Source organism: Actinomadura sp. CNU-125, from assembly GCF_001942465.1.
In the GTDB taxonomy this organism is placed as follows: Bacteria; Actinomycetota; Actinomycetes; order Streptosporangiales; family Streptosporangiaceae; genus Spirillospora.
On record NZ_MKJY01000026.1, the window covers coordinates 1 to 25064 of the forward strand.

The 25064-nt window shown below is 71.0% G+C and carries 21 protein-coding genes and 4 pseudogenes; 13 read left to right on the forward strand and 12 right to left on the reverse strand.

Features of this window, described 5'->3' with window-relative positions:
* Positions 1 to 938 (reverse strand): serine/threonine-protein kinase (locus BJF79_RS04035; RefSeq protein WP_158079082.1); only part of this gene is annotated, 938 nt, incomplete at its 3' end.
* Positions 939 to 1311: 373 nt separating this feature from the next.
* On the opposite strand from BJF79_RS04035, the gene BJF79_RS66475 reads away from it, so the two are divergent.
* Positions 1312 to 2007, forward strand: a complete 696-nt coding sequence (locus tag BJF79_RS66475; RefSeq protein ID WP_410050041.1) for a DEAD/DEAH box helicase — start codon at positions 1312 to 1314, stop codon at positions 2005 to 2007.
* Positions 1950 to 2888, forward strand: a complete 939-nt coding sequence (locus BJF79_RS04040) for a helicase-related protein (protein ID WP_410050042.1) — start codon at positions 1950 to 1952, stop codon at positions 2886 to 2888. The genes BJF79_RS66475 and BJF79_RS04040 overlap by 58 nt, the downstream gene beginning before the upstream one ends.
* 167 nt (positions 2889 to 3055) lie before the next feature.
* Here the strand turns inward: BJF79_RS04040 and BJF79_RS04045 are convergent, their stop codons facing one another.
* The gene (locus tag BJF79_RS04045) at positions 3056 to 3736 is read right to left on the reverse strand and encodes a glycerophosphodiester phosphodiesterase (protein WP_075895033.1); all 681 of its coding nucleotides are present in this window, start codon (positions 3734 to 3736) and stop codon (positions 3056 to 3058) included.
* 72 nt (positions 3737 to 3808) lie between these two features.
* On the opposite strand from BJF79_RS04045, the gene BJF79_RS04050 reads away from it, so the two are divergent.
* Entirely contained in the window at positions 3809 to 4687 is an 879-nt protein-coding gene (locus tag BJF79_RS04050; protein WP_075895034.1) for an alpha/beta fold hydrolase, read from the forward strand.
* 85 nt (positions 4688 to 4772) lie between these two features.
* On the forward strand, positions 4773 to 5981 hold the full coding sequence (locus BJF79_RS04055; RefSeq protein ID WP_075895046.1) for an FxsB family cyclophane-forming radical SAM/SPASM peptide maturase: 1209 nt from the start codon (positions 4773 to 4775) through the stop codon (positions 5979 to 5981).
* Here the strand turns inward: BJF79_RS04055 and BJF79_RS58380 are convergent.
* Entirely contained in the window at positions 5962 to 6594 is a 633-nt protein-coding gene (locus tag BJF79_RS58380) for a hypothetical protein (RefSeq protein ID WP_262401505.1), read from the reverse strand. The two genes, BJF79_RS04055 and BJF79_RS58380, sit on opposite strands and share 20 nt — an antisense overlap.
* On the opposite strand from BJF79_RS58380, the gene BJF79_RS58385 reads away from it, so the two are divergent.
* The gene (locus tag BJF79_RS58385) at positions 6541 to 7245 is read left to right on the forward strand and encodes an aKG-HExxH-type peptide beta-hydroxylase (RefSeq protein ID WP_262401506.1); all 705 of its coding nucleotides are present in this window, start codon (positions 6541 to 6543) and stop codon (positions 7243 to 7245) included. The genes BJF79_RS58380 and BJF79_RS58385 overlap by 54 nt on opposite strands.
* Here BJF79_RS58385 and BJF79_RS65215 read toward each other — a convergent pair.
* From BJF79_RS65215 to fxsT (BJF79_RS04065), 3 genes and pseudogenes are all read right to left on the reverse strand, one after another.
* On the reverse strand, positions 7242 to 7595 hold the full coding sequence (locus BJF79_RS65215; RefSeq protein WP_410050043.1) for a tetratricopeptide repeat protein: 354 nt from the start codon (positions 7593 to 7595) through the stop codon (positions 7242 to 7244). The genes BJF79_RS58385 and BJF79_RS65215 overlap by 4 nt on opposite strands.
* Before the next feature lie 15 nt (positions 7596 to 7610).
* Positions 7611 to 7997 (reverse strand): annotated as a pseudogene (locus tag BJF79_RS66480) (tetratricopeptide repeat protein); the annotation flags it as partial.
* A pseudogene (fxsT, locus tag BJF79_RS04065) lies at positions 7976 to 9775 on the reverse strand (FxSxx-COOH system tetratricopeptide repeat protein); the annotation flags it as partial. The pseudogenes fxsT (BJF79_RS04065) and BJF79_RS66480, both read right to left, overlap by 22 nt.
* Before the next feature lie 319 nt (positions 9776 to 10094).
* On the opposite strand from fxsT (BJF79_RS04065), the gene BJF79_RS04070 reads away from it, so the two are divergent.
* The 6 genes and pseudogenes from BJF79_RS04070 to fxsT (BJF79_RS04090) all read left to right on the forward strand — a co-directional run bounded on the left by BJF79_RS04070 (position 10095) and on the right by fxsT (BJF79_RS04090) (position 18904).
* Positions 10095 to 10283, forward strand: a complete 189-nt coding sequence (locus BJF79_RS04070) for a hypothetical protein (RefSeq protein WP_075895035.1) — start codon at positions 10095 to 10097, stop codon at positions 10281 to 10283.
* Positions 10284 to 10655: 372 nt separating this feature from the next.
* The gene (locus BJF79_RS04075; protein WP_075895036.1) at positions 10656 to 11951 is read left to right on the forward strand and encodes an MFS transporter; all 1296 of its coding nucleotides are present in this window, start codon (positions 10656 to 10658) and stop codon (positions 11949 to 11951) included.
* Positions 11952 to 12110: 159 nt separating this feature from the next.
* Positions 12111 to 13679 (forward strand): effector-associated domain 2-containing protein, encoded by a 1569-nt coding sequence (locus BJF79_RS04080; RefSeq protein WP_075895037.1) that lies wholly within the window; start codon positions 12111 to 12113, stop codon positions 13677 to 13679.
* 20 nt (positions 13680 to 13699) lie between these two features.
* Positions 13700 to 14722, forward strand: coding sequence for an AAA family ATPase (locus BJF79_RS04085; protein WP_075895038.1), 1023 nt, complete (start codon positions 13700 to 13702; stop codon positions 14720 to 14722).
* A gap of 120 nt (positions 14723 to 14842) precedes the next feature.
* Positions 14843 to 16126 (forward strand): annotated as a pseudogene (locus BJF79_RS58390) (SAV_2336 N-terminal domain-related protein); the annotation flags it as partial.
* On the forward strand, positions 16109 to 18904 hold the full coding sequence (fxsT, locus tag BJF79_RS04090) for an FxSxx-COOH system tetratricopeptide repeat protein (protein WP_410050044.1): 2796 nt from the start codon (positions 16109 to 16111) through the stop codon (positions 18902 to 18904). The pseudogene BJF79_RS58390 and the gene fxsT (BJF79_RS04090), both read left to right, overlap by 18 nt.
* Before the next feature lie 10 nt (positions 18905 to 18914).
* On the opposite strand, the gene fxsA is transcribed toward fxsT (BJF79_RS04090), so the two are convergent.
* Positions 18915 to 19112: an FxSxx-COOH cyclophane-containing RiPP peptide gene (gene fxsA / locus BJF79_RS04095; RefSeq protein ID WP_075895040.1), complete on the reverse strand. Its 198-nt coding sequence runs from the start codon at positions 19110 to 19112 to the stop codon at positions 18915 to 18917.
* A gap of 254 nt (positions 19113 to 19366) precedes the next feature.
* Between fxsA and BJF79_RS04100 the strand changes: the two genes are divergently transcribed.
* Complete coding sequence (locus tag BJF79_RS04100) at positions 19367 to 20320, forward strand: effector-associated domain 2-containing protein (protein ID WP_075895041.1); 954 nt, start codon at positions 19367 to 19369, stop codon at positions 20318 to 20320.
* Between the two features lie 93 nt (positions 20321 to 20413).
* Here BJF79_RS04100 and BJF79_RS04105 read toward each other — a convergent pair whose 3' ends face one another.
* On the reverse strand, positions 20414 to 20629 hold the full coding sequence (locus BJF79_RS04105) for a hypothetical protein (RefSeq protein WP_075895042.1): 216 nt from the start codon (positions 20627 to 20629) through the stop codon (positions 20414 to 20416).
* Between the two features lie 26 nt (positions 20630 to 20655).
* Positions 20656 to 22863 (reverse strand): N-6 DNA methylase, encoded by a 2208-nt coding sequence (locus BJF79_RS04110; protein ID WP_075895043.1) that lies wholly within the window; start codon positions 22861 to 22863, stop codon positions 20656 to 20658.
* Positions 22864 to 23319: 456 nt separating this feature from the next.
* Between BJF79_RS04110 and BJF79_RS04115 the strand changes: the two genes are divergently transcribed.
* The gene (locus BJF79_RS04115) at positions 23320 to 24129 is read left to right on the forward strand and encodes a sporulation protein (RefSeq protein WP_075895044.1); all 810 of its coding nucleotides are present in this window, start codon (positions 23320 to 23322) and stop codon (positions 24127 to 24129) included.
* Position 24130: 1 nt separating this feature from the next.
* Here BJF79_RS04115 and BJF79_RS04120 read toward each other — a convergent pair whose 3' ends face one another.
* The 3 genes and pseudogenes from BJF79_RS04120 to BJF79_RS58400 all read right to left on the reverse strand — a co-directional run.
* Positions 24131 to 24355, reverse strand: a complete 225-nt coding sequence (locus tag BJF79_RS04120) for a hypothetical protein (RefSeq protein WP_075895045.1) — start codon at positions 24353 to 24355, stop codon at positions 24131 to 24133.
* A gap of 141 nt (positions 24356 to 24496) precedes the next feature.
* Positions 24497 to 24781: a sortase domain-bontaining protein gene (locus BJF79_RS58395; RefSeq protein ID WP_262401507.1), complete on the reverse strand. Its 285-nt coding sequence runs from the start codon at positions 24779 to 24781 to the stop codon at positions 24497 to 24499.
* Positions 24778 to 25064, reverse strand: a pseudogene (locus BJF79_RS58400) (hypothetical protein); the annotation flags it as partial. The pseudogene BJF79_RS58400 and the gene BJF79_RS58395, both read right to left, overlap by 4 nt.

Genomic DNA, 25064 nt, shown 5'->3' on the forward strand with positions numbered 1-25064 from the left:
CGTCCGGCGGTCCCGGCCCCGGCCGTCCCGGCCGCTCCGGCGGCACCACCGGTGGTCAGGCCTGCCGCCACCAGCGGGAACAGCGCGGCGAGGGCCACCGCGGCGCCCGCCAGGGCGCGCAGCCCGCGCCGCTCCCACTCCGGGCCGTACGCGGCCGACGCCGCCAGTTCCAACTCCTCGACGAACGCGGCGGCCGAGTGCGGCCGGTCGTCCGGGGACTTGGCCATCCCCCGCGTCACCAGGTCCGCCAGCGCCTCCGGGACGTCGTCGAGCGGAATCGGCCCGCGCAGGTGCAGGCCCGCGAGGCCGACCGCGTCCGCGCCGCCGAACGCACGGCGTCCGGTGACGCACTCGACGAACACGCAGGTCGCGGCGTACACGTCCGTGGCCGCGGAGGCGGGCCGCCGCTCCCACTGCTCCGGCGCCATGTAGGCGGGGGTGCCCGCGCCGGTGCGTTCCCCGGCGAACGTCGCCACGCCGAAGTCGATCAGTTTGCTGAGCCCGTCCGCGCGGACGACGACGTTCGCGGGCTTGTAGTCGCGGTGCACGACCCCGGCCTCGTGCGCCGCCGCGAGCCCCAGCAGCGACCCCTTCAGGACGAGCAGGGCCGCCTCGGGTCCGAGGGCGCCGTGCTCGGCCAGGACGCGTTTCAGCGGGACGCCGTCGACCGCCTCCATCACCAGCGCGGCGGCCCCCGGCCCGACCGCGAACCGGTAGAGCCGGACGACGTGCGGGTCGCGCACCCGGCCGAGCATCACGGCCTCGTCGCGTAACCGGCCGAGGGCGGGTTCGTCGCCGTCCCGCAGGTTCAGGTACTTGATCGCCACGGGGGTTCCGGCGGTCGCGTGCCGGGCCAGGACGACCCGTCCCTGCGCGCCCGCGCCCAGCTCCCGGACCTCGGTGAACCCGTCGACACGCCACTTCCCCGCCTTCGGCATGTCTTCACCCTGATCGGGCAGATACCCCTCGGACAGGCGTGCCGCGTGTCCGGAAGTGGCCGCCCGGACGCAGGTTTGGGCAGGACGACGCGCAGGCCCGCCGTACCGTCCGGCGGGGGCCGGGAATACCTCCGGCATCCCCGATGTTGGGTGTTGTGATCGGCTATTGGTGTATGCAACCTACGGTCGGTACACTGCGTCGCGGAGTGTGACCGCACGCAGCCACAGCGAGTGACTGCTTTCGACCCCTGACTGCGGTCGCCGAGTAATTTGATTGACGGCTGGTCCCTCCCGCGCGAGCGCGCGGCCACAGGAAGCGACCGGCGGACACGCCCGGACGGTGCGGTCCGCCCGAGGCCCGTCCTGTCTTCGGATGACAGGGCCCGCGACCGTCCCGCCCGTCGGCAGCCGGCCGACCCGGGTGCCGAGCCGCGCCGCACCGGGGAGCGAGGACCCCGCATATTGGAGGCTGAAAGCCCTGACTACCTTTCGTGAACTCGGGGTCGTACCCGAGATAGCAGACGCCCTCGAAACCGAGGGCATCGTAGACGCGTTCCCGATCCAGGAGCTCGCCCTGCCGATCGCGCTGGGCGGGCACGACATCATCGGCCAGGCCCGTACGGGCACCGGCAAGACGCTCGCGTTCGGCATCGCCGTCCTGCAGCGCATCGAGCACGGCGGCCGCAAGCCGCAGGCGCTGATCGTCGCCCCGACCCGCGAGCTGGCCCTGCAGGTCACCGACGACCTGCTGGTCGCCGGCGGCAAGCTCGGCACCCGCGTGCTGTCGGTGTACGGCGGCCGCGCGTACGAGCCGCAGATCTCGGCGCTGCGCGAGGGCGTGGACGTCGTCGTCGGCACCCCCGGCCGGCTCCTCGACCTCGTCAAGCAGAAGCACCTCGACCTGTCGCAGGTCGGCGTGCTCGTCCTGGACGAGGCCGACCGCATGCTCGACCTCGGGTTCCTGCCCGACATCGAGCGGATCATCAAGAAGGTCCCGGACGCCGGCAGACGATGCTGTTCTCGGCCACCATGCCGGGCGAGATCGTCTCGCTGTCGCGCAGCTACCTGACCCGCCCGACGAACGTGCGCGCCGAGGCGCACACCGAGTCGGAGGCGACGCCGCAGGTCGCCCAGCACGTCTTCCAGGCCCACCAGATGGACAAGCCGGAGATGCTGGCGCGGCTGCTGCAGGCCGAGGGCCGCGGGCTGACGATGGTGTTCTGCCAGACGAAGCGCGCGTGCGACCGCGTCGCGTCCGATCTCGCCCAGCGCGGGTTCGACGCCGCCGCCGTGCACGGCGACCTCGGGCAGAGCCAGCGCGAGCGCGCCCTGCGCGCGTTCCGCAACGGCAAGATCGGTGTGCTGGTGGCCACGGACGTGGCGGCGCGCGGCCTCGACGTCGACGACGTCACGCACGTCGTCAACTTCGAGTGCCCCGACAGCGCCGACACCTACGTGCACCGCATCGGCCGCACCGGCCGCGCGGGCAAGGAGGGCGTCGCCGTCACGCTCGTCGACTGGTCCGACCTCACCCGGTGGAAGCTGATCAACGGTCAGCTCGACCTGCCGTTCGCGGCGCCGGAGGAGACCTACTCGACCTCGCCGCACTTCTTCGAGGCGCTCGGCATCCCCGCGGGCACCAAGGGGCGGCTGCCGAAGGAGAAGCGCGGTGACCGGGCCGGGCTGGACGCCGAGGAGCTCGAGGACATCGGCGAGACCGGCAAGACGCGCAGCCGCGGGCACGACGAGCGGGAGCGCGAACGGCCGCGGCCGCCGCGCCGCAAGCGCAACCGGACCCGCACCCGTGGCGGCCAGCCGGTCGAGCAGGCCGCACCGAAGAACGACAACGTCGTCGACGCCGTCGCCACCGAGCGCAAGCGGAGCCGGTCCCGGCGCCGCACCCGCGCGGGCAAGCCGACGGGTGAGACGACCGAGTCGCAGACCGCCTGACCCGCCGCCCGCGCCGCCGCGGCCGCGGCGGATTCGGGCGATGGGCGAGAACGGGACCGGGGCGGCGCTCCCCGACACGAGCCGCCCGGCCCCGCCGAATCGGCGACCGCGAGGCACCTGCCCTGCCTCGCGGTCTTCGTGATGTCCGTCCGGACGCGCCGAATCGTTCAGCCGTCCCGCAGCGCGAGGGCCTTCGCGGGGTGGTCGGTCACCAGGACGGCCACCCGCGGGTCGCCCAGGAACCGGCGCATCACCGGCTCGGCGTTCACCGTCCAGATCATGGCCGGGAACCCGGCGCGCGCGCACTGCCGCAGCACTCCGACCCTCGCCAGCCGGTGGTTGAGCGCCACCATGTCGGCGCCCGCGCGGCGGATCAGCGGCAGCGGCGCGAAGTTGTTCGCCGCGGCGCCCCGCTCCCACAGGTTGCGGCCCGCCGACAGCGCCGTCACGGCCTGCGGGAACCGCGTCTTGATCTCGATCAGCGACGGCACCTCGCCGGTGGTCACGACGAACTGCGGGCCGAACGCCTCCAGCGCCAGCGCGACCGTCTCGTGCTCGCAGCCGCGCTCCTTGAGGTCCAGATGCCCGCGCGCCTTCCCGGCGATGATCTCCATGGCGTCCTCGACCAGGGGGACGGGACGCGGCGACAGCTCCTGCACGCGCTCGTAGGTCAGCCGGTTCAGCGGCAGCCCGCCCACCGTGGCGTCGTGGTGGACGACCAGCCGCCCGTCGCCCGTCCTGCGGATGTCGATCTCCACGTACTCGGCGCCGGACTCGGCCGCCTCCCGGAGGCCGTCCAGCCCCGCCTCGTCCCGCCGATGCGCGGACACGGCCGGCTTGGGTTGCACGCTGTGGACGTTACCAGGGCGCGGCCGTCGCGGCGGCCGCGGTGCGGGTCCGTTTTAGTATGGTGGTCCCCTGTGAGTACGCCCCGGTTCCTGACATTGCCCACCGGCGTGAGCCGCGTGACGATCGAGACCTCCCGCGGTCCCTTCGCCGCCCTGGAGGCCCTTCCGGGTTCGGGGGTGTCCGAGCGCTGTCCCGCGCTGCTGGTGCCCGGTTTCACCGGCAGCAAAGAGGATTTCCTCGCCGTCCTGCAGCCGCTGGCCGCGTCCGGCCGCCGCGTCGTCGCGATCGACATGCGCGGCCAGTACGAGAGCGACGGGCCGGGCGACCCGTCCGAGTACGACTGCCCGTCCCTCGGCGAGGACGTCACCGCACTGCTGGACGTCCTCGGCACCGACCCCGTCCACCTCGTGGGGCACTCGTTCGGCGGGCTCGTCACCCGCGAGTCCGTCCTGGACGACCTGATCCGGCCCGCCTCGTACACGCTGATGGGGTCCGGCCCCGCCGCCATTTCCGGCCCGACCGGTACCCGCGCCGCCGCCCTCCGCGACGCCCTCCCGGAAATGGGAATGCAGGCGATCTGGGAAATCAGCATGGAACCCGAACTGACCGCCCGGGGCGTCCCCCTCGACATCGTCGACTTCCTGAAGCGGCGCATGCTCGGGACGTCCGAGGCGAGCCTCATCGGGATGGCCGGCCAACTGCTCACCGCCCCCGACCGCACCGACGAGCTGGCCAAACACTGCGCGGACACCGGGCTGCGCACGCTCGTCCTGTACGGCGAGGACGACGACGCCTGGCCGCCCGAGACCCAGGCGGCGATGGCGGAACGCCTCGACGCGGACCGGGTCGTGATCCCCTCCGCCGCGCACTCACCCGCCGTCGAGGCCCCCGAAACCACGGCGAGCGCCCTCATCGATTTCTGGAATCAGGCGGAACGCACCCTGGGGTGAGAATTCCACGCGTGCACGCGCCCGTATAGAGGGGTTATCGTAACGCGCAGCGGCTTTCTCGTTTCGGGAGTTGATCAGCGTGACGATGGGCGGGACACCGGAAACCGAATGGCCCGCCGCGTTGAACGTCCAGACTCTCCTGGAAGAGGGCTGGCGCCCCACACCGTTCCGGCAATTCGTGCTGAAGATGCACAGCAGGTGCAACCTGGCGTGCGATTACTGCTACATGTACGAGATGGCGGACCAGGGCTGGCGGCGCCAGCCGCGGCGCATGTCCCGCACCACGATCGACCAGGTCGCCGCCCGGATCGCCGAGCACGCCCGGGACGCCGGGCTGCCCCGCGTCGAGGTGATCCTGCACGGCGGCGAACCGTTGCTGGCCGGCCTGGAACACCTCCGCTATGCGGTGCACGCGATCAATTCGGCGGCCGGTCCCGACATTTCCGCCGGTTTCCATGTGCAGACGAATGGCGTCCTGCTCAATTCGTCCTTCCTGGAACTGTTCGACGAGCACGACGTATACGTCAGCGTCAGCCTGGACGGCGACGAGAAGAGCCACGACCGGCACCGGCTCCGCAAGAACGGCGACGGCAGTCACCAGGCCGTCACCCTCGGCCTCCAACGGCTCACCTCCGCGCACCGCCGGCTGTTCAGCGGCCTGCTCTGCACCATCGACCTCGACAACGACCCCGTGACCACCTACGAGGCCCTGCTCGCCCACGGCCCCCCGGCCATGGACTTCCTGCTCCCCCACGGCAACTGGGAGGAACCGCCGCCCGGCCTGCCCGCCGACGGCACCCCGTACGCCGACTGGCTCATCGCCGTCTTCGACCGCTGGTACCACGCGCCCGTCCGGGAAACCCGCATCCGGCTGTTCTCCGAGGTCATCCGGCTGCTCCTCGGCCGCCCCTCGCACAGCGAGTCCATCGGCGTCTCCCCCGTCGCGGTCGCCGTCGTCGAGACCGACGGCAGCATCGAGCAGGTCGACACGCTGAAGTCCGCGTACGACGGCGCCGCCCGCACGTCCCTGCACGTACGCCGCGACCCGTTCGACGCCGCCCTCATGCTCCCCGCGATCGCCGCCCGCCAGATCGGCCGCCGCGCCCTGTCCGCCGAGTGCCGCGCCTGCCCCGTCCACCGCGTCTGCGGCGGCGGCCTCTACGCGCACCGCTACCGCTCCGGCACCGGCTTCGCGAACCCCTCCGTCTACTGCCGCGACCTCTTCCGCCTCATCACCCACATCCGGGACGTCGTCGCCCGCGACGTGGACGACATCAAACGGAGGAGCACGTGAACCGCCACGAAATCCCGGAGAAGATCTTCCTGGCCCTCGCCTCCGGCGGCGGCGGCACCGAGGCCGCGACCTGCTCCGCAGGGCCCAGTACAGCAAGCGGCTCCTCCTCCTGCGCGGCGTCCGCGACGCCGCCCCCCGCGAAACGGCCTACGCCTACGACCTGCTCGCCCGCATCCAGGAGACCGACCCGGACGCCGTCGAGACCGTCCTTCGCTACCCCACGGTCGGCGAATGGGCCCGCCGCACCCTCCTCGTCCTCACCGGCCGCGAACGCGGACGGGCGAACCCGTCCGAACTGTCCGCCCTCGCGGCGGCCGCGGCGATCCGCGCGCACCACCCGTGCACGATCGACGTCCCGTCCCGCGACGGCGCGATCGTCCTCCCGTCCCTCGGCCGCGCGCCCGTCCGCACGTCCACCGCCCGCACCGTCGTCGCCCCCTGCGACCGCATCGCCGACGTCGCCGTCCCGTCCGACCCGCACGAGGACGGCCCCGGCTGGAAGGCCGTCCGCCGCCTCCGCACCGCCGGGCTCCTCCTCGACGACCACGACCCCGACCGGATGCCCGGCGGCGACGCGCTCCCGCAGCGCCTCGTCCCGTCCGAACTCGCCCACTGGCGGACGACCCTCGCCGAAGCATGGCGAATCCTGTGCGACAACCACGAAACGGTCGCCGAGGAGTCGTCCGCCGTCCTGACCGTCCTCACCCCGCTCGTCGCGCCGGAGCACGGCCAGTCGAGCGCCACCCCGAGGCACGCCTTCGGCAACATCGGCCTCTCGACACCGCCCGACGCGCTCTTCCTCGCCGTCACCCTCGCCCACGAGGCCGCGCACACCAAGCTCACCGGCCTGCTCGACGTCGTCCCCCTGACCCGCCCCGACGACGGCACCCGCTACTACGCGCCGTGGCGCACCGACCCGCGTCCCGTCTCCGGCCTGCTCCAGGGCGCGTACGCCCACCTCGCCATCGCCGCCTTCTGGCACACGCAGCGTCACCGCGAGACCGGCGACTCGGCGCTGCGCGCCCACACCGACTTCGCCCGCTGGCGCACCGCCACGGACCTGATCCTGCGCACCCTCGCCGCCACCGGCCGCCTCACCCCCGACGGCGAACGCTTCGTCGCCGAAATGTCGAACACGCTCCGCCCCTGGCTGGACGAACCCGTCCCGTCCGAGGCCGCCGCCCGCGGCGACGAGTCCGCCGCCGCGCACCTGACGACCTGGCGCGCCCGCCACGGCGCACCCCCCGCCCTCCAGGGCCTCTAGATCGGCGGCGGGTCGAAGTCGGAGTCGAGATGCCGCCGCTCCGCCGCCACGACCGCGTCCGGGTGATCGATCCCGAGCGTCCGGACGTAGGCGTCCATCGTCTCCTTGTGCAGGCGGGACGCCTCGTCGTGCCGCCCGACCAGTTCGAGATCGACCGACAGGTTCGCCGCACACGCCAGGGTCATCGGGTGCTGTTCTCCCAAGGTGACCCGCAGCCGGCGCAGCGTCCCCTCACCGAGCTTGCACGCGTCGTCCAGGTCTCCCAGTTCGGCCAAATCACTGGCCAGGTTGGTCGCGACGGTCAGCGAGTAATGATGGTCCTGCCCGAGCACTCCCCGCAGGCCCGCCACGGCCCGCTCGTTCAGTTCTCGCGCTCTTGCGGTGTCCCCGTACACACGGTGCAGAATCGCCAGGTTGCCCATGCAACCGTAGTTGTACGGATGCTCCGCACCATATGCCTTGGGATAACGGCGTACGGTGTCCTCCGCCAGTTCGAAGGCGGTCTCTTTCTCGCCGACGGTGCGCTGGACGTTGGCGAGGCACATCGCGGCGGCCAGCGTGTCCGGATGGTTGAGCCCGTAGAGCCGCACGAAACGCCCGTGCACTTCCTGGGACAGTTCGACGGCTTTGCCCAGATCTTCACCGAGCCGCCGGTAGGCGATGGCGAGTCGGTGCCGGCACGCAACGTGAAGGGGTGCTCGGCCGTCAGTTCGTTGACGCCGTACGCGTACACCTCTTCGCCGATGTCGCACGCCTCCGCGTAGTCACCGCACAGCCGGACCGCCCGCGCGAGCGAGTTCCACGCGTTCAGGACGCTGGGCACGGGAACCGTAGACGAAGCCGTGACGAACCCGACGTAAGCTTCCTGCTGCAGCTCGCGGGCCCGCACATAGTCGCTGTTCAGCCCGTGCCCCAAAGCCAGGTTGTTCACGACCTGGTACGTCGAGAACACGTCGTCACGGGAAATTTCCTTGTGCAGGTCAAGGGATTGCTGGTCATGTTCCAGTGCCTGCCGGAAGTTGCCGCGTGCACGCAGGTCTGCGCCGAGGCCGTTACGGAACCTCAGCGCGACCTCGTACTCCGGGCCGAGAATGCGCTCCGCCTGCTCAAGGCCGACTTTGTCGATATCGTAGGCCGCCCCGAACTCGCCCAGCGAACGGAGCACGTTCGCGTAATAGAACCTGCCCCGCAGGATCTCCGGATCGCCTTCGGCCGTGTCCGCCGTCCACTGGTCGAGAAAGTTCTCGACCAGTCTGCGGGCGAGGGAATAGTCGCCGACGGCGTGCAGATACTTGACGACGGTGATGGCGAAGCGGCGGACCTTCGGGTCGTTGCTCGCCCCCACCTCCGCGGGTTCGACATGGTTGAGCAGGTCCGAGAACCGCTGCCAGGTCTCCGGGCCGACGTCCGGGGGCGCCGCCTCCACCAGGAGCCGGTGCACGTCATCGCGCATGCGCTCCTGGGCCGACAACGGGACCTCGTCGCGCAGCAACGCCTGGATCAGCCGATGCACCTGGACGGTACGAGTCTGCGGGTCGATCTTGGCCAGCGCGAAACGTCCGAGCTCGCCGATCGCGCGGGAGAGTCGGATCGGATCGGACAGCAGTCCGGCCAGGGGCTGCTGAAGCCCCTGGGGCACCCGGACGAAAACGTCACGCGGAATCGGCTCGGGCCCGAAGAAGGCACAGCAGCGGAGCAGGTCGACGGCCTCCGGAACCTTCTCGGACAGGCTGTCCACCGAGAGTTTCCAAGCGGCCGTCATCGAGACCGGGTACTCCGTGGGTTTGCCTTCCGCGAGCAACTGGCTCGTGCGGTCGTCCAGCAACCGCAGATACTCCGCGACGGTGATACCGGTTTCCGTCTGCAACGCCCCGGCCTGCTCCAGCGCCAGCGGGAGGTCGCCCAGCTTGTTCGCCAGCTCGTCGGCGTCCTCGGGCGTGATCGCGTCGCGCGGCACCCGTTTTTTGAGGAACTCGATGCTCTCGTCGCGGCTGAACACGTTCACGGCGACGGTGGCGGCGACGGCCTCCCACCGGTTGTTCCGCGATGTGATGAGGACGTGCCCGTCCCCTTGGGGAAGGTTGTCACGAAGCTCTTCCGGCTGGTCGGCGTTGTCGAAGATCAGCAGCCAGCGCGCGTAGGGTTCCCCTCTGCGCAGGCAGTCCAGCACGGCGCCGACGGCCTCATCGACCCCCATCGTGCTGACCGGGGGCAGGCCCAAGTGCGGAGCCAGCGCGGCGAGGGTCGGCTTGACCAGTGACGGCTGGTCCGAGGGGATCCACCAGACGAGGTCGTAGTCGCCCTTGAAGCGATGGGCGTACTCGATCGCCATCTGGGTCTTGCCGACGCCGCCATAGCCCTGCAAGGCATGGGGGACGACGGCGGTCACCTCGCTCGCGATTCCCCGCCGGAGCCGATCGAGCAGTTCTTCCCGTCCGGTGAAGTTCTTGTTCCGCTGCGGAATCCTCCCCCACACCTCCGGCATCGGCCCCGCCGCGCCTCCGATCCTCGCCGACAGCGGCAGCGACATGCCCCCACCTCCGGATATGTCATTGCTCCACGGCTGGTACGAACCTGGTTACCGTAATATCCCATGGCGGTGAGGAACCGGAACAGGTCGCACGACACAAAACCGGCAAGAAGCAAAGAGCGCCGGTTTCGGTCACTCTCCCGGGGGAGCTATGGCCCGCCCAGAATAGGACGACCGCTCCCCTGTCCTTCGCCAACCCGACCCGCACAATAGTCAGAACCCGATATATCTGGCATCCTGGGTGTCTACGCCGAAAGCGCCATCGTGAACCCGAGCGCTAAACGTGCCCGGTGGCGCGGGCGCGCATTGAGGAGCCGGCATGATGCATGTGGAGACCGAACCTCGCGGCGACCTGATCGATATCTCCGGCCTTTCGCTGCGCGAACTGGACGTTCGCCTTCCGGAGTCGGCCCTCGGGGCGGCGCTGCGCAATGCGCTCGACCATGACCAGGGCGGGACCGTCTGTGCCGGGTTCGACTCCTGCGTGCCTCCGGACACGTCTCTCTGAGTCTCCGGCCGACGCCTTCTCACCGGCCCGGCGACCGCTCCTCCGCCTGGGGCCGCGGGTTCGATACGGAGGCCGTCGCCACGACGGTGATCACGAAGTGGTGTTTATCGAGCACATTCGGCGACATCTCCCTGGTCGGCTCGAGCCTTCTCGTGTCGTCACGACCCCATGGTCATATTTGGACGGACATTTTGCCGTTCCACCCGCCTCCGCACGAGTGAACCACTAGGCTCGCGGTACTCCTCAGGCAGCAACCCTCACACGGGGGGATCACGGCGCCGCCGACTCCCTGGAGGGGTTGTACAGCGAGTAGCCCTGTCGCGTCCTTGCTGGTCATGTCTGTAGGGCCACATGGGCTGAGGGGGCGCGAAATTGACCGAGGCGGCGGTCCGGAATACGTCCGCCGAGGCGACTCGCACCGCCCTGTCACCCGGTCGTCTCCGGTTACTCCTGGCGGCGATGGCCATTTCCCGCGTCGGAAGCGTTTGCACGACGACCGCGGGGCCGCTTCTCGCTCTTCACCTGACCCGATCGCCGCTCTACGCGGGGCTGGTCGCGGCCTCGGGCGTGGTACCGAACCTGCTCGCGCACCTGCCCGTCGGCGTCATCATCGACCGGCGCGACCCGTGGCTGGTCATGCGCCTCAGCCAGATGTGCCGGCTGGCGGCGATTCTGCTCCTCCTGATCGGCCTATTGTGGCCGCCGGGCACGACGATCATTCTTCCCATCGCGATCGCCCTGGAAAGCGTGTTCGCGACCACCTTCCGAATGGCCGGGACCGTGACGCTCCCGCGCCTGGCCACGAACGGGCTGGTCGCCCGGGCCATCGGTAAGAACGAGGCCCGGAACCATACGGCGCTGCTGATGGGAAGGCCGCTAGGCGGTATGGCCGACTCCATCAACCACAAGATGCCGTACGTGCTCGACATAGTCGCCTGCGTCGTCACCATCGTGATGCTCGGCCCCCTCAGGAAGCTCGGACCGGCCAAGGGCCGCCGCGTTCCCGAGAGTCCGCCGCGCTCGCCCATGACCGGGCAGATAAAGCACAGCATCGCCTGGCTGCACGAAGACGGCTTCCTTCGGCAGACGCTCCTCCTCTTCTCGGTCACCAACTTCCTCTTCCAGACCACGATCATCCTGCTGATCACCATGATGAAGCGGGACGGCCTGTCCAGCGTCTCCATCGGCGTGCTGCTCGCCACCACCGGGCTGGGCGGGATCGCCGGGTCGCGCTTCGCGGTCGCCATGCTCAGGACGATCAAGTTGGAACGTGCCCCTTACGCGGCGGTACTGGCCTGGCTCGGCCTCACCACCGTCATCGCGCTCAGCGACAACCCCTTCATCCTGGCCACGGTGTGGACCGGCGTGGGTTTCGTGGGATCCATCATGAACGTCGGACGCGACGTCTACCAGGCGACCAACGTCCCCGAGTACCAACGCGGACGCGTCGTGAGCCTGAACGCGCTCGCCGCGCAGGCGCCGTCGGCGCTCGGGGCGCTCTGCGGCGGCCTGGTCATCACCTGGCTGGGCGCCAAGGCGACCGCCATCGCCGTGCCGATCACGGTGCTCCTCCTGCTCATCGTTCTCCCGTTCGGCGGCCGGATTCACCACGACGAAGAGCAGGAACGAATAAGAAAAGCCAATAATGCCCTTTCGGGCGAGCCATAACTGCCCTCTCACTGCCTTCGTGTCCACCCGACGACCGTCCGGTCGCATTTTCCGGCCATCGCCGAATCGGACAGCCGTATGATCCGCGATAACGCGTAACATCTAGCGCACCAACGGCGAAACCGGTCCGCTCGGCGGGCGAGGGGGTGTGGCTGGGAAGTGGCATCGTCGCTGAATCATGACGACGTCGGCCGTCTCGTCGAGGCCCTGTGGCGGCTGGAGGCCCTGCAGAAGCAACGCACCCGCGACCAGTATCTCGCGATCGTCCGCAAGGAACTCGGCATTCCGCTGCCGCTGCAGGTGGCCGAACGCGACTTCGACGATCTCTGGTTCCTGGTCGAAGGATGCCTCGAACACACCGGCGCCGTGCACGTCTTTCTCCAGGTGGTCGAGCGTTTCCATGCCGGCAACGCCGTGTTCGCGGAGATCCGGCGGCTGGCGTCCGAACTGCTGCCCGAGCCTCTGCTGGAGAAGGACGAGCGGCGGGCGCTGCACGAACTGATCAAAGTCCTGCAGGCCGGAGATCCCGACGCGACGGCTCCGGAGGCGACCCGGGAAAGGTTCTGGACCGTCGCGGAATGGGCCGGGCCGCTGACCTTCGATACCGGTGACATCTGGCCGGTCCTCAACCGCCTGGAGAACTGCACCGTCGACGAGGACGGCGTCCCGCCGTTGCTGTCCTTCGTGGAAGGGCTCGCGGGCGGCACGGCGAGCCCTGTGCGAAATCCGCTGCTGGGGTGGACGGACGGGGTGGCGCGACGACTCGGTGTGGCGCCCGCCGTCCTCGCCCGTCGGGAACTCGCCTCAGCGGCACGGAACGAAGCGGCACGGAAAGAGGCGGCGCGGAACCGATCGGCGCAGACCCTGCCGACGGAGATCCGGGCGGCGCAGAACGGAACCGCGCAGCGGAGCACCCGGAGCTATCTCGTCATCGCGTTCCGGCCCGACGGCGCCCAGCCCGACCGGTACCTGACGTCCGCCTGGCTGCAGTCCGACGACGATCCCGGAGCGATGCTCCACTGCGACGACGGCGATCCGGTTCCGATGTCGGCGCTGCCCGCCCTGGTCGTCGAACTGCTCACCGAGGAACCACAGGTCGTCGGCCGTCCGGCGACGTCGAAACTGGTCCTGGAGTTCGTCCTGCCGCTGAACCTGCTCGGTGCGTCCTCGCTCGACCAGCTCCGCATCACGGTGGACGACTTGGAGCGGCGGCTCGGCATCGACCATCCGGTCGTGGTCCGCAGCCTCGACCGGATGCAGAAGCAGAACTACCACGCCGAGTGGCGCCGGAAATGGACCTGGCTGCGCGAGAATCCGCAAGCCGCCGATGTGTGCTGGGTGACACACCCAGGTGAGTACCAGGGCGAAACCCTGTACAGCATGTTGCTGTCCGAACTCTCGTCCGTCTGCCTCGCCCTGGCTTTCCCGCCGAGCGTGGACGGGACGGGCGGTCCGGACGAACTGCGAGTCGCCCTGCAGGCGGGGACGCCGATCATCGCGTGGTGCCGGCGGGGACGGTCGCCCGAGCGGTTCGCCGCGGAGTTCCGCGAACTGGTCGCCGATGGAGCGCTGGCGCTGCCGGACAGCGTGCTGGAGCTGCGCCGGAAGGCGGTCATGGCCATGCATCGTGATCCGGATGCCGATCCCCTGGGGCTGGAACTCACCCTGCTGTTCGACGATGCCGACCGGTTCCCCGAGGCCCACGGGCGGCTCAGAGCACCCGTCTGACGAACTGCGAGGAGGTTGTCTTGACTACGCGAGCGGCTTCGGGCGGCGAGCCGGGAGACTGGACGATCTATCAGGGGACCGGCGTGCCCCACGAGGGGGTGCGCGACCTGCCGGACCCGCCGCCGTGGCGTCGCTTCGACCGCGGCGACTCGGCGCCCGGGCTCGGACCGGGTGCGCGGACGCGGGCGCTGGCGTACCGGCCGCCGCCGAACGTGGTGACGATGGTCAACGTCGCACTGCACCTGCGGCGCCCGCTGCTCGTCACCGGAAAACCCGGCACCGGCAAGTCCACGCTGGCATTCCACGTGGCCCACGAGCTCGGTCTGGAACCGGTGCTGTACTGGTCGATCACGAGCCGCTCCACGCTTGCGGACGGTCTCTACCGGTACGACGCGATCGGCCGGTTGCACGAAACGAGCCTGCGCCAGGCGGTCGCGTCCGACGCCGTCACCACCCCTCCCGACATCGGCCGTTACATCCGGCTCGGTCCGCTCGGCACGGCCCTGCTGCCGCACGACCGTCCCCGCGTCCTGCTGATCGACGAACTCGACAAAAGCGATATCGACCTTCCCAACGATCTGCTCAATGTGTTCGAGGAAGGCGGCTTCACGATCCCGGAGCTGGAACGGCTGCCCGCGGAGGACGAGATCGTCGACGTGCTGCCGGAGAAGGGACGCGACCGGGTGCCGGTGACCCGCGGCACGGTCCAGTGCACGGCGTTCCCACTGGTCGTCATCACGAGCAACGGGGAGCGCGAGTTCCCTCCGGCGTTCCTGCGGCGCTGCGTCCGGCTGCTGATCGAACCGCCGGGCGCGGACGAGCTGGCCGCCATCGTGGAGGCCCACCTCGGTTCGGGAGCGCGGGAGCGGAGCACGGAGCTGATCGAGGAGTTCCTGCGCCGCGGCGACCACGGCGACCTGGCCACCGACCAGCTCCTCAACGCCGTTCATTTGGCCACGTCGGGGACGCGGCCGCCGGAGACCACACTCGAGCAGATGATCGAAGCCGTCCTGCGGCCGCTCGACACGAGCGGTCCGGGATGACCCGCGGTCTCCTCGAGGCGATCGAGGCGCTCGGTCGGCTCACCCCACGCCCCACCGCGCGGGAACTCGCCGACGCGCTGTGGCTGGCGCGGTCGTTACCGCCCGGCACGGCGACCGGCGAACGCGCCCCCGACGTGTTCACCGGTGAGCCCGTCGGCGATCCACCGACGCCGCCGGAACCGTCCGAGGCGCCGCCCGAGCCCGCACCGGCCGGGGAGCCGCCGCACCGGACCGCTCCGGCACCACAGGCACGGCTGCACGTGGCCTCGCCCGACGCCGCTCCCGGTGGCGTCGTCCGCGCCCGCGCTGCCCGCGCTCCCGCGTGCGCTCGACCTCGCCCGGGCGCTGCGGCCTCTGCGCGGGAAAGCCGAGTCCCGGACGGTGGCGCGCCTGCGCGAGGAGGCGACGGCGCAGTGGATCGCCGACACCGGCATCTGGGAACCGATCATGGAACCCGCGCCGGAGCGGTGCTTCGATCTCGCGCTGGTCGCCGACGACAGCGCCTCCATGGTGATCTGGGGTCGCCTCATCGAGGAGTTCCACGCCCTGCTGGAACGCCTCGGCGCTTTCCGGGACGTACGGCTGTGGCGGCTGGACACCGGGACGGACGCCGACGACGCGCTCGTCCTGCGCGCCCGCGGGGCTTCGTCCGGCCACAGCCCGAACGAGCTGATCGACCCTACGCGCCGCCGGATCGTGCTCGTGCTCAGCGACTGCATCGGTCCCGCGTGGAGCGACGGCCGGGTCGCCGCGCTGCTGGAGCGCTGGGCGACGGCGGGGCCGGTGGCGATCGTCCAGCCGCTCCCGCAACGGCTGTGGTGGCGGTGCGGGACGGCCGTCGAGGCCGTCCGGATCGGTTCCGCCGAGGCCGGCGCCCCGAACCGGCGGCTGACGGTGTCGTCCCGTGACGGCTTCGCCACTCCGTCCGGCATGGCGATCCCCGTACTGGAGGCGGCGCCGCGCTGGCTCCGGCCGTGGGCCGAGCTGGTCGGCGGAGGCGCCCGGCAGATCGACGCCATGGCGGTGTTCACCGGGACGCCGGCGGCCAAGGTCTCCGAGGGGGAAGAGCCGGCGGACCGGCCGACGCCCCGGCAGCGGGTGCAAGCGTTCCGCGCCGGCGCTTCGCCGGACGCGTACCGGCTGGCCTGCCATTTCGCCGCGGCACCGCTGCGGCTGAAGGTGATGTCCCTGGTTCAGCAGGCGGTGCTGCCGCAGTCGAACCGGATGCACTTGGCGGAGGTGTTCCTCGGCGGCCTCATGCGGCGGGCCGACCACGACACCGCCGGCATCGCACCCGACGACGTCCTCTACGAGTTCCACGACGGTGTCCGGGACATTCTGCTCGGCGGGCTCGAACGCGGCGAGGCGCTGCTCGTCCTGCGGAAGGTGTGGGAGCTCGTCCGGGAGCGGCTCGGGTCGCCGCTCGACTTCGCGGCGCTGTTGCGCGAACTCGAGGACGGCACCGCGACGCTGCAGGACGAACTGCCCTTCGCGCAGGTCGCCGCGCACGTGCTGCGCCGCATCGGCGGACGGTACGCGCGACTGGCCGAGAACCTGCCCGATCCCCCGCGGAGCCCCGTCGACGGGCCGGACGAACCGGAAGTCCACGGCGGCGTGGTGACCACCGAGCCGCCCCGGTCGCCGCTGTCGCGCCCCGGGGAGCCGTCCGCGCGGAACTCACCGATCCTGGGCGGCGGCCTGCCGACACGCAATCCGGACTTCACCGGTCGCGACACCCTCCTCCTGGACCTCCGGGAACGACTGCCCGAACACGTCATGACGCTGCTGCCCACGCCCGCACACGAGGTGGGCGGCCAGGGCAAGTCACAGCTCGCGGTCGAGTACGCGCACCGGTACGCGGACGACTACGACCTCGTCTGGTGGGTGCCCGCCGAACAGGTGACGCTGGCGCGGTCGTCCATCGCCGAGCTGGCGCGGGTGCTCGGCACACCGCTGAGCGACGACATCAACCGGACGGTCCGGCACGTGCTGAACGCGCTGCGGGAGGGGCGGCCGTTCCGCCGCTGGCTGCTCATCTACGACAACGCGGCGAACCCCGACGAACTGCTCCCGCTGCTCCCCGTCCCGCCGACCCTGCCGCCGCGCCCCGCCGAGTCCGCGGGGCACACGCTGGTCACGTCCCGGAACCGGCGCTGGACGGAGTTCACCACAACGGTGGAGGTCGGCTTCTTCGAGCGCGCGGAGAGCGTCGCTCTGCTGCGCCGCCGCGCGCCCGCGCTGACCCCGGCGGAGGCCGATCGGCTCGCCGGACGCGTCGGCGACCTGCCGATCGCGGTGGAGCAGGTCGCGGCCTGGCATGCGGCGACGGGACGGCCGAGCACGGACTTCCTGCGGCTCCTCGACGAGCAGCTCGCGGAGACGGCCGGCGCCGGGTCGCCGACGGACCGTCCCGCCGACCTCGCGGCCACCCTCGACATCACGTTCGCGGGGCTCGACGGCGAGGCGCCCCGGGCCGGCCGGCTGCTGGAACTGCTCGCCTTCTTCGGCTCCGAACCGGTCGCCGCGGACCTGCTGGCCGCGGGGGCGGCCGCGCACCTTCCGGACGGGCTCCGGGACACGCTGGCCGACCCGGGCGCGTTGCGGGAGGCGATGACCGCGATCGCCCGCTACGCGCTGGGCCGCCTCGACCTCGATGCCGAACCGCCGAGGGTGCAGGTGCACCGGCTCGTCCGGACACTGCTGCAGCACCGCCTGCCCGAGGACGAACGGGACGCGACGCAGAACCTCGTCCACCGCATCCTCGCGGCGGCGACCCCGGAAGCCGGGCCGGACGACGAGTCCACGTGGCCGATGCGCAGGCAGATCGCCCCGCACGTGGTGCCGACCGGGGTGATCGGCGGCTCCACCGCCGAGATCCGGGAGATCGCCCTCGACCAGATGCGCTACCTGTACCTGCTCGGTGACTTCGAGGGCAGCAGCGTCCTCTGCGAACTCGCGCTCCACCATTGGCGGGCGCGGTGGGGCGAGGACGACGGCTCGGTCCTGGACGCGGGCCGCGAGCTCGGCAACGTCCTGCGAGCGCTCGGCGACGTGCCCGCCGCCATGGAGCTGAACGCCGACCTCTACCGGCGGACGCTGGAGCGGTTCGGCCCCGACAACAGCCACAGCCTCCGGATCGCGCAGTCACGGGCGGCGGACCTGCGCCTGCGGGGCGACTTCGTCGAGGCCCTGCGGCTGGATCAGGACACCCTGCAGCGCATGGTGCGCATGTTCGGCAGGAACCAGTTGAACACCTTCCGGGCCGTCAACAGCGTGGGCATCGATCTGCGGCTGCTGGGCAGGTTCCAGGAGGCCCACGACATCGACGCGGACGCGCTGGAGCGGCTGCGTTCGCAGTTCGGCCCCACCCACCGCAACACCTTGCTGGCGATGAACCAGTTCGCACGGGACCTGCACGGGCTCGGCCGGTACCGGGACGCCGCGCGAATCCAGCAGGAAGCCCTCGAACAGATGCGGAGCACGCCGAACCCCGACCACGTGTTCGTCCTGCACGCCGAGATGAGCCGGGCGGCGACGTTGCGGGAACTCGGCTCGTACGGCGAGTCGCTCCGGCTGGCCGAGGACACCTACCGGCTGCTACTGCAGCGGTTCGGCGAGCGCCACCAGGACACGCTCGCGGCCCGGCGCGTGCTGGCCATGACGTGCGTCCGCACGGGCGACGCCGACCGGGCCCGCAGCCACGTCGAGGCGGCGCTGACCGGCTACCGGAACATCATGGGACGCGACCACCCGTTCGCCCACGCCTGCACCGCCGACCTCACGGTGACGCTGCGCGCGCTGGGCGGACACGAACCCGCGCAGGCGATCGACGCCTCGACCCTGCAGTCGCTCGTCCGGCTGCTCGGGGCCGACCACTACTACTCGTTGTGCTGCTCGGTGGGCCTGGTCCACGACCTCTACGGCCTCGGCCGGACGGAGGCCGCCCATGTCCGTTCGGCCGAGACTCTCGAACGGTTTCGGGCCCGGTACGGCGCGGTGCACGCGTACACGCTCGCCTGCACGCACAACCACCAGATCATCAGCGCGGCACTGGGCGTCGAAGGCCCGGCCGGGAATCCGCTCGCGGCCCTGGCCCGGACGCTCGGCGACGACCACCCGGGGATCCGGACGGCACGGGAAGGTGGACTGCTGGAATGCGTGATCGAGCCCATCCCGCTGTGAGGCGCGGGGGTCAACCGGTGGCGTTCGCGGGCGGCCCCGTCAGGCTGGAGTCGAACCCGGCGACGGCGTCCTGCGGGCCTCCCGCCTCGTCGAGGAACCTGCGCAGGACGTCACCGAGGACCGTGGCGTCGAGGTCCTGGATCTCCCGCAAGCCGATGTCGCTCACGTCCACCAGCGGCGATTCCACGTTGTGGCCCACGTCTCCCACCGACGGCCTCCTTCAGGGCGCACATGCCCGACTGGACGATCGGGGGGCCGAATCCTGCGCCTCGAGTTTATCCAGTCCCGAGGAGTGCTTTCAGCGCGACGTGTGAAACGGGACGAATGCCGAGCAGGGAGGGGCCGCGGTGAGCGTTGAAGAGATTCCGGAGCACCGCTGGACGCCGCAAGGAACGTGCGCGATCTTCGTGTGCGATATCGCGTCGTTCGGGGACACCGCGGACGGACGATGTCCGGGCGTCCATGCGGGAAGCGATGTACCGGCAGGTCGGCGTGAGCCTGAACGCCGCGGGTTTCGGCCTCGCGGACTGCTACCGCGAGGACCGGGGCGACGGGGTGATGGTGCTCGTCCCGCCGGAGATCGGAACGGAACCGCTGCTGACAACGGTCGTGGAGAACCTGAAGGCCGAACTGCGGCGGTACAACAAGGCGGCGTCGGACCTGGCGCGGATCAGGCTGCGGGTGGCGGTGCACACCGGCGAGGCACGGCATGACGGGAACGGGGTCGTCGGGACGGCCGTGAACCACGCGTTCCGGATCCTGGACGCGCAGGCGTTCAAGGACGCGCTGAACGAGTCGGAAGCGTCGCTCGCGGTGATCGTGTCGGAACGGGTTTACGACGACGTGGTGCAGCACGGGCCGGGGCTGATCGATCCGGACGACTATCGGCCGGTCGGCGTAGTGGTGAAGGAGACCGTGGGGACGGCGTGGGTCCGGGTCCTCCGGACAGGGAATCCGCCGACCGTGCCGGCGCCGGATAGAGACGCGGAAACTACGGATGACGGCCCGAAGCCCGGCGCGCAAATCGCGGAGCGGGCACCGTCCCCCGCGCCCGCGGCGGACGGCGTCCCGCAGGCGGGCGGTACGACTCCGGGGGTGGCGACGCCGGCGGCCATGGCACCCGATGTCGTACCTCCGGGGGCCGTGTTCGAGATCACGAACCACATGTGCGAGGTGCCGCTGATGGCCACCGAGCAGGGACGGAACCAGGTCATGGGGGCCGTGCGCGGGGAGATCTCCGGTGCGGTTCCGCGGCATCCCGAGGCACGGCAGGACGTCCATTCGATCGTCAATACCTGCCTCGACTATCCCGGCGGGCTGCACGAACTGTTGACGGCGATCAAGGGGCTCGCGGGTCAGTCGATGCCCGTCACGCGTCTGGAACAAACGATCGCTCAGCTTCTCCCGCACCTTTGAGCGGGAGCGGGACGGGCGGCGTCGAAGCGCCACGGGACGAGGAGAGGCCGGCGGATGTCCGCCGGCCTCTCCTCGTTGCCCGTCCCCTCCCGGTCAGGGCTCCCGGTTCTGGGCGTTGTACCAGAGCGCGCACCCTCCGAAGATCAGCAGGACCGTGGCGCCGAACGCCCCGCCGCCGACCTGGATCGCGTCGGGGATCGAGCCGCCGTCAATCCGGCCGAGCATTCCGGTGAACAGGCCGACGACGGTTCCGGCCAGCAGGGCGGTGATGATGAGCAGGGCCTTCACGGTTTTCTGTGCGGCGTTCATATCGTCCTCCGAGGTCGGTCGAGGGGTCAGCGGGTGGGGATGAGGTCCGCGGCGAGGGCCGCACGGGTCCGGCCGACGGTCTCCGCGAGGGCTCGGTGCGCGTGCAACTGGACGTCCAGCGCGTGCAGAGCCGTACCGATGCGCGTCTGCTCGGCGAACGGCGGCAGCGGAATCCTCAGATCGCCCAAGGTCCGCGTGCTGACCGAGCCGATGACGGTCGCGGTGGCCGCCCGGTCCTTGATCCACCGCACGGTGCGCGGCAGCGTCAGGAAGGCCAGCAGATAGGCGGGGTCGAGTTCCGCGGACGGTTTACGGCGCAACCGCATCAGGTTCGTGGCGAACACCCAGTCCGCCTGTTCCGGGCCGACGAGCGCGGCGGACCCGGGCGATCCGGTCCGGACGAACAGGACGTCGTCCTTGCGCGTGAACCGGTCCAGTTCCCGCGCCGCCTCCGGCGTCAGCCGTTCCGGATCGGTCGCCACGACGCGCCGGTCCCGCAGATGCCGGGGAACGATCAGCGGCACGCCGTCCTCGCAGCGGCCGAACTTCTTGAGCCGCTTGTTGCTGGGGCCGGACCGCAAGTCGCACAGATCGCCCAGCCGCACGACCGGCCACCCACCGGACGGGGGCGCACCGAGCGGCTCCCGTTCCAGGACCTGCATTGAGGCGACGAGTTCGTCGGCACCGGCGGCACGGGCGTGCGCCTCTTCCAGGACATCGGCGAGCTCGGCTATCTGCTCGGCCGCCCCCGGCCCGCCGGACGCCGTCTCGGCGTACTCGGACGGATCCAGCGAGTAGGCCCCGTCGCGGAGCCGTTCGACCGGCGCCGACACCGCCGTCCCGATGCCCTCCAGCGGATCCGCGTACCCCCGCTCGCCGTTCGTCCAGGACCGGTGGCAGGCGACGATCGCAGCCCGCTCCCGATCGGCGAGGAACCTCTGCCGCCCGCGGCTCTCCCCCATCCGTCTCGCGTCGACCAGCAGCACCGGGCCCGAGCGCGTGCCCGGCGCGGCGAGGAACCAGACCGTCACCGCGATCGAGGTCTCCCGGAAGAGCTTGCCCGGAAGCCACACGACGCATTCGACGACGCCCTCTTCGATCATCGCGGCGCGGATCGCGCGTTCCTTGGCGTCCGGGGACACCGCCGCCGCGTTCGGCATCACCACGGCGGCCCGGCCGCCGGAACCGAGCGACGCGACGATGTGCTGAAGCCACGCGTAGTTGTCGTTCTTCGTGGGCGGCGTCCCGAAGGGCCACGCCCGGTGGCTCCAGTTCCGGCCCTTGCGGTTGAACGGCGGGTTGGTGATGATCCGGTCGAACTGGCGCTCCTCCCCGTCCGTCCACGGCGTGGCGGTGCCCGGCCCGAGCACGGCGCGCGTGCCGTGCAGGGCGAGGTTCATCCCGGCGAGCCGGAACGAGTCCGGGCCGGAACCGTCACCCGACACCCGCACGTCCCCACCGGCCTCGACCGCCGCGACGAGCGCCTCACCACCGCGCAGATACGGGTCGTGGCAGCGCAGCCCCGGAGCGGTGTCGCGGAGCAGGACGTCCGCCATCATCCGCACGATGCCGCGCGGCGTGTGGAGCTCCTCGCCGCTCCGCTTGGTCCTCGCCTCGAATCCGTCCAGCAGCAGCCGGTACCCCTCACGGCCGAGTTCCTCGCACCGGCGCAACACGTGCGCGAGGTCGCCGGTGTCCTCCGGACGCAGGTCGGCGCATGCGGCGGCCATGCCCGGGGGAAGCCCGTGCCGCCGCACCTCGGCGTCGATGAGCGTCCCGAGGTCCTTGAGCACCCGGTCCGGGGCCGGCTGGTCCCGCGCGGCCTCCGCCTCCAGGTCCCGGACGTGCGACCACGCCCCCGGAGAGCATCGGCGGACGAAGACCAGCGCAGTCAGAAGGTGCAGATAGGCGGTGTCCGACCCGCCTCCGCGCACCCGGTCGGCCAGCGGCCCGTACAGCTCGTTCACGATCTCCCGTGCCCGCTCCGCGTCGTCGGAGGCCACCGGCACTTCGCGGGGCTCCCGCCCCCGCATCGCACGCCGGACCCGATCGGCGTACGTCGTCCCCTCGGGCTCACCGTCACGCAGACTCTTGGTCGGCACCCTTCGCGGCCCCAGCCAGCGCACGACGCTGCCGAGGTCGAACAGTTCCGCACCGCCCGACGGTCGCGGCGCCGGGAAGTCCGCGTGCCGCTTGGCCCACGTCGTGACCGTCTCCCGCCTGACCCCAGCCATCTCCGAGACCTCCCGCCGTGAGACGAGCCGGCCGATGCCTACTGCCTCACTCCCCATGAAGTCCTCCCTCGTCCACCGTTCTCGGTACGAGGAGGACGCTAAGCGAGAGCCACGGCAGGGACAAGGTCGCATCATGGTGCGAACTACCCGACCAAGAAGCCGGGCATTGATGCAAAGCACAACGACTCACCAATGACCTGGACTTATATCAAGTTAGCGCTCCACAGAGGCGCCTGATATATGACTCATCTTGATAACCCTACTGCCGATCAGGCGTTATCACCTCAAGGGTGGGGCGGACCGAAAACGCTTGGCAGTGATCGGCGGTTCGCCCAGACCTGGTGGACGAACTCGTCTCAAGCATTCGGGAGAGGTGCCACAAGCGCATGAGCGTTCTGGTGGCAAGTCAGGACCAGCCCGCCCCGTCCTTGTGGACGGGATGGCAGGGCGGGCGACGTGGGGCGGGAACGCTTTGGGGGTTCGGGGGGTCTTAGGGGCGTTGGGTCGTTTCTGGGAGGGGTCGGTCGTGGCTTTTCGTACGTTCCTCAGTTCGCTGGGCGTGAATGCGCCGCGGGTCGAGACGGTGCCGGCGGCGGGTGCGGTGCGGCCGGGCGGGACGCTCGACGCGCGCGTCACGGTCGAGGGGGCGGGGCGGACGTCTCGGTCGAGCGGCTCTCGGTGGAGCTGGTGACGCGGGTGGAGGCGAACGAGCCGACGGACGCGGCGTGGACGAACCCGGGGGTCGTCGTGTCGCACTCGACGTCCGCGTTCGAGCTGGCGGCGGGCGAGACGCGCGAGTTCCGGTTGAGCATCGACGTGCCGTGGGAGATGCCGCTGACGCACGCGCTCGGCCGTCCGCTGAAGGGGGCGCGGGTCGCGGTGCGGACGACGCTGAAGATCGGCAAGGCGGTGGACCGGGGCGACTTCGACGAGGTCGCGGTGCACGCGCTGCCCGCGCAGGACATGTGGTTCGAGGCGTACGAGCGGCTGGGGTTCCGGTTCGACGAGGCGGAGGTGAAGCGGTACCGGGCGCAGGGCGGGGACAACCAGACGCTGCCGTACTGCCAGGAGCTGGAGTTCTGGTTCCCGGCGGACTACCGGCGGCCGCGGGGGTCGCAGCTGGAGACGCTGTTCATCGCGCGGCACGACTCGATGGACCTGATCACCGGGCCGAAGGGGCCGTTCCCGTTCACGTATGCGGAGATGACGCCGGACGGGTGCGTCGAGTGGCTCGACGCGCACTGCCGGGGGCTGTGGCAGCAGTGAGTCAGTCGCGGACGCAGTCGGGGCAGGGGCGCTGGGCGAAGGTCGGGGTGAGGACGACGCCCGCGCCGAAGCAGGTCCAGCAGCCGAGCTGGTAGCCCGTCGCGTAGACCGGTCCGCGGAAGCCGTCGGTGCGGAAGCGCGGGCCGGCCGGGGCGGTGCCCGCGCGGCCGGTGCCGGAGCAGTCTTCGCACTGCAGGCTGATGCGGTTGTCGCCACGTGCGTACACGACTTCTCCCCGGCCCTTGCAGGCTCGGCAGGAGAGGCCGTCCCATCGAGCGGATTCGCCCATCGCTCACCCCCGGTCGCGGGTTCCCTCGCCCATCATGCCAGTTCAAGGCCGGAATTTGACCCCGACACGACTCTTGCTTTAGGTGAGGTGGGCGTAGACGACGATGTTGTCGAGGTAGTGGCCGGTGCCGTCGTCGAAGGGGCCGCCGCAGGTGATCAGCCGGAGGGCGGGTGCGGGCGTGTCGCCGTAGACGGCGGCGGCGGGGAAGGCGTCCTTGGGGTGGCGGCGGACGGCGTCGACGGTGAAGACCGCGGTGGTGCCGTCGGCCCGGTCGATCCGGACGCGGCCGCCCGGTTCGAGTGCGCCGAGCCGGTAGAAGACGGACGCGCCGGACGCGTGGGAGTCGACGTGGCCGACGATCACCGCGGTGCCGCGTTCGCCGGGGGTGACGGAGCCGGTGTACCAGCGGCGCGGTCCTCGTGGGGCGGCCGGGGGACTTCGAGGGTGCCGTCGGGGGCGAGGCCGAGGCGCAGGAGTTTCGAGTGCACGCCGATCGCGGGGATGGTGATCTCCGTCGGACGGGACGGTGCCAGCGGTGCGGCGGCGGGTGCGGACGGACGTGCGGCGCGCGAGGTCCGCGGGGGTTCGGCGGGGCGCGCGGTGCCGAGGAGGTCGAGGCCGGCGCAGGCGGTGAGGGCGGCGGCCG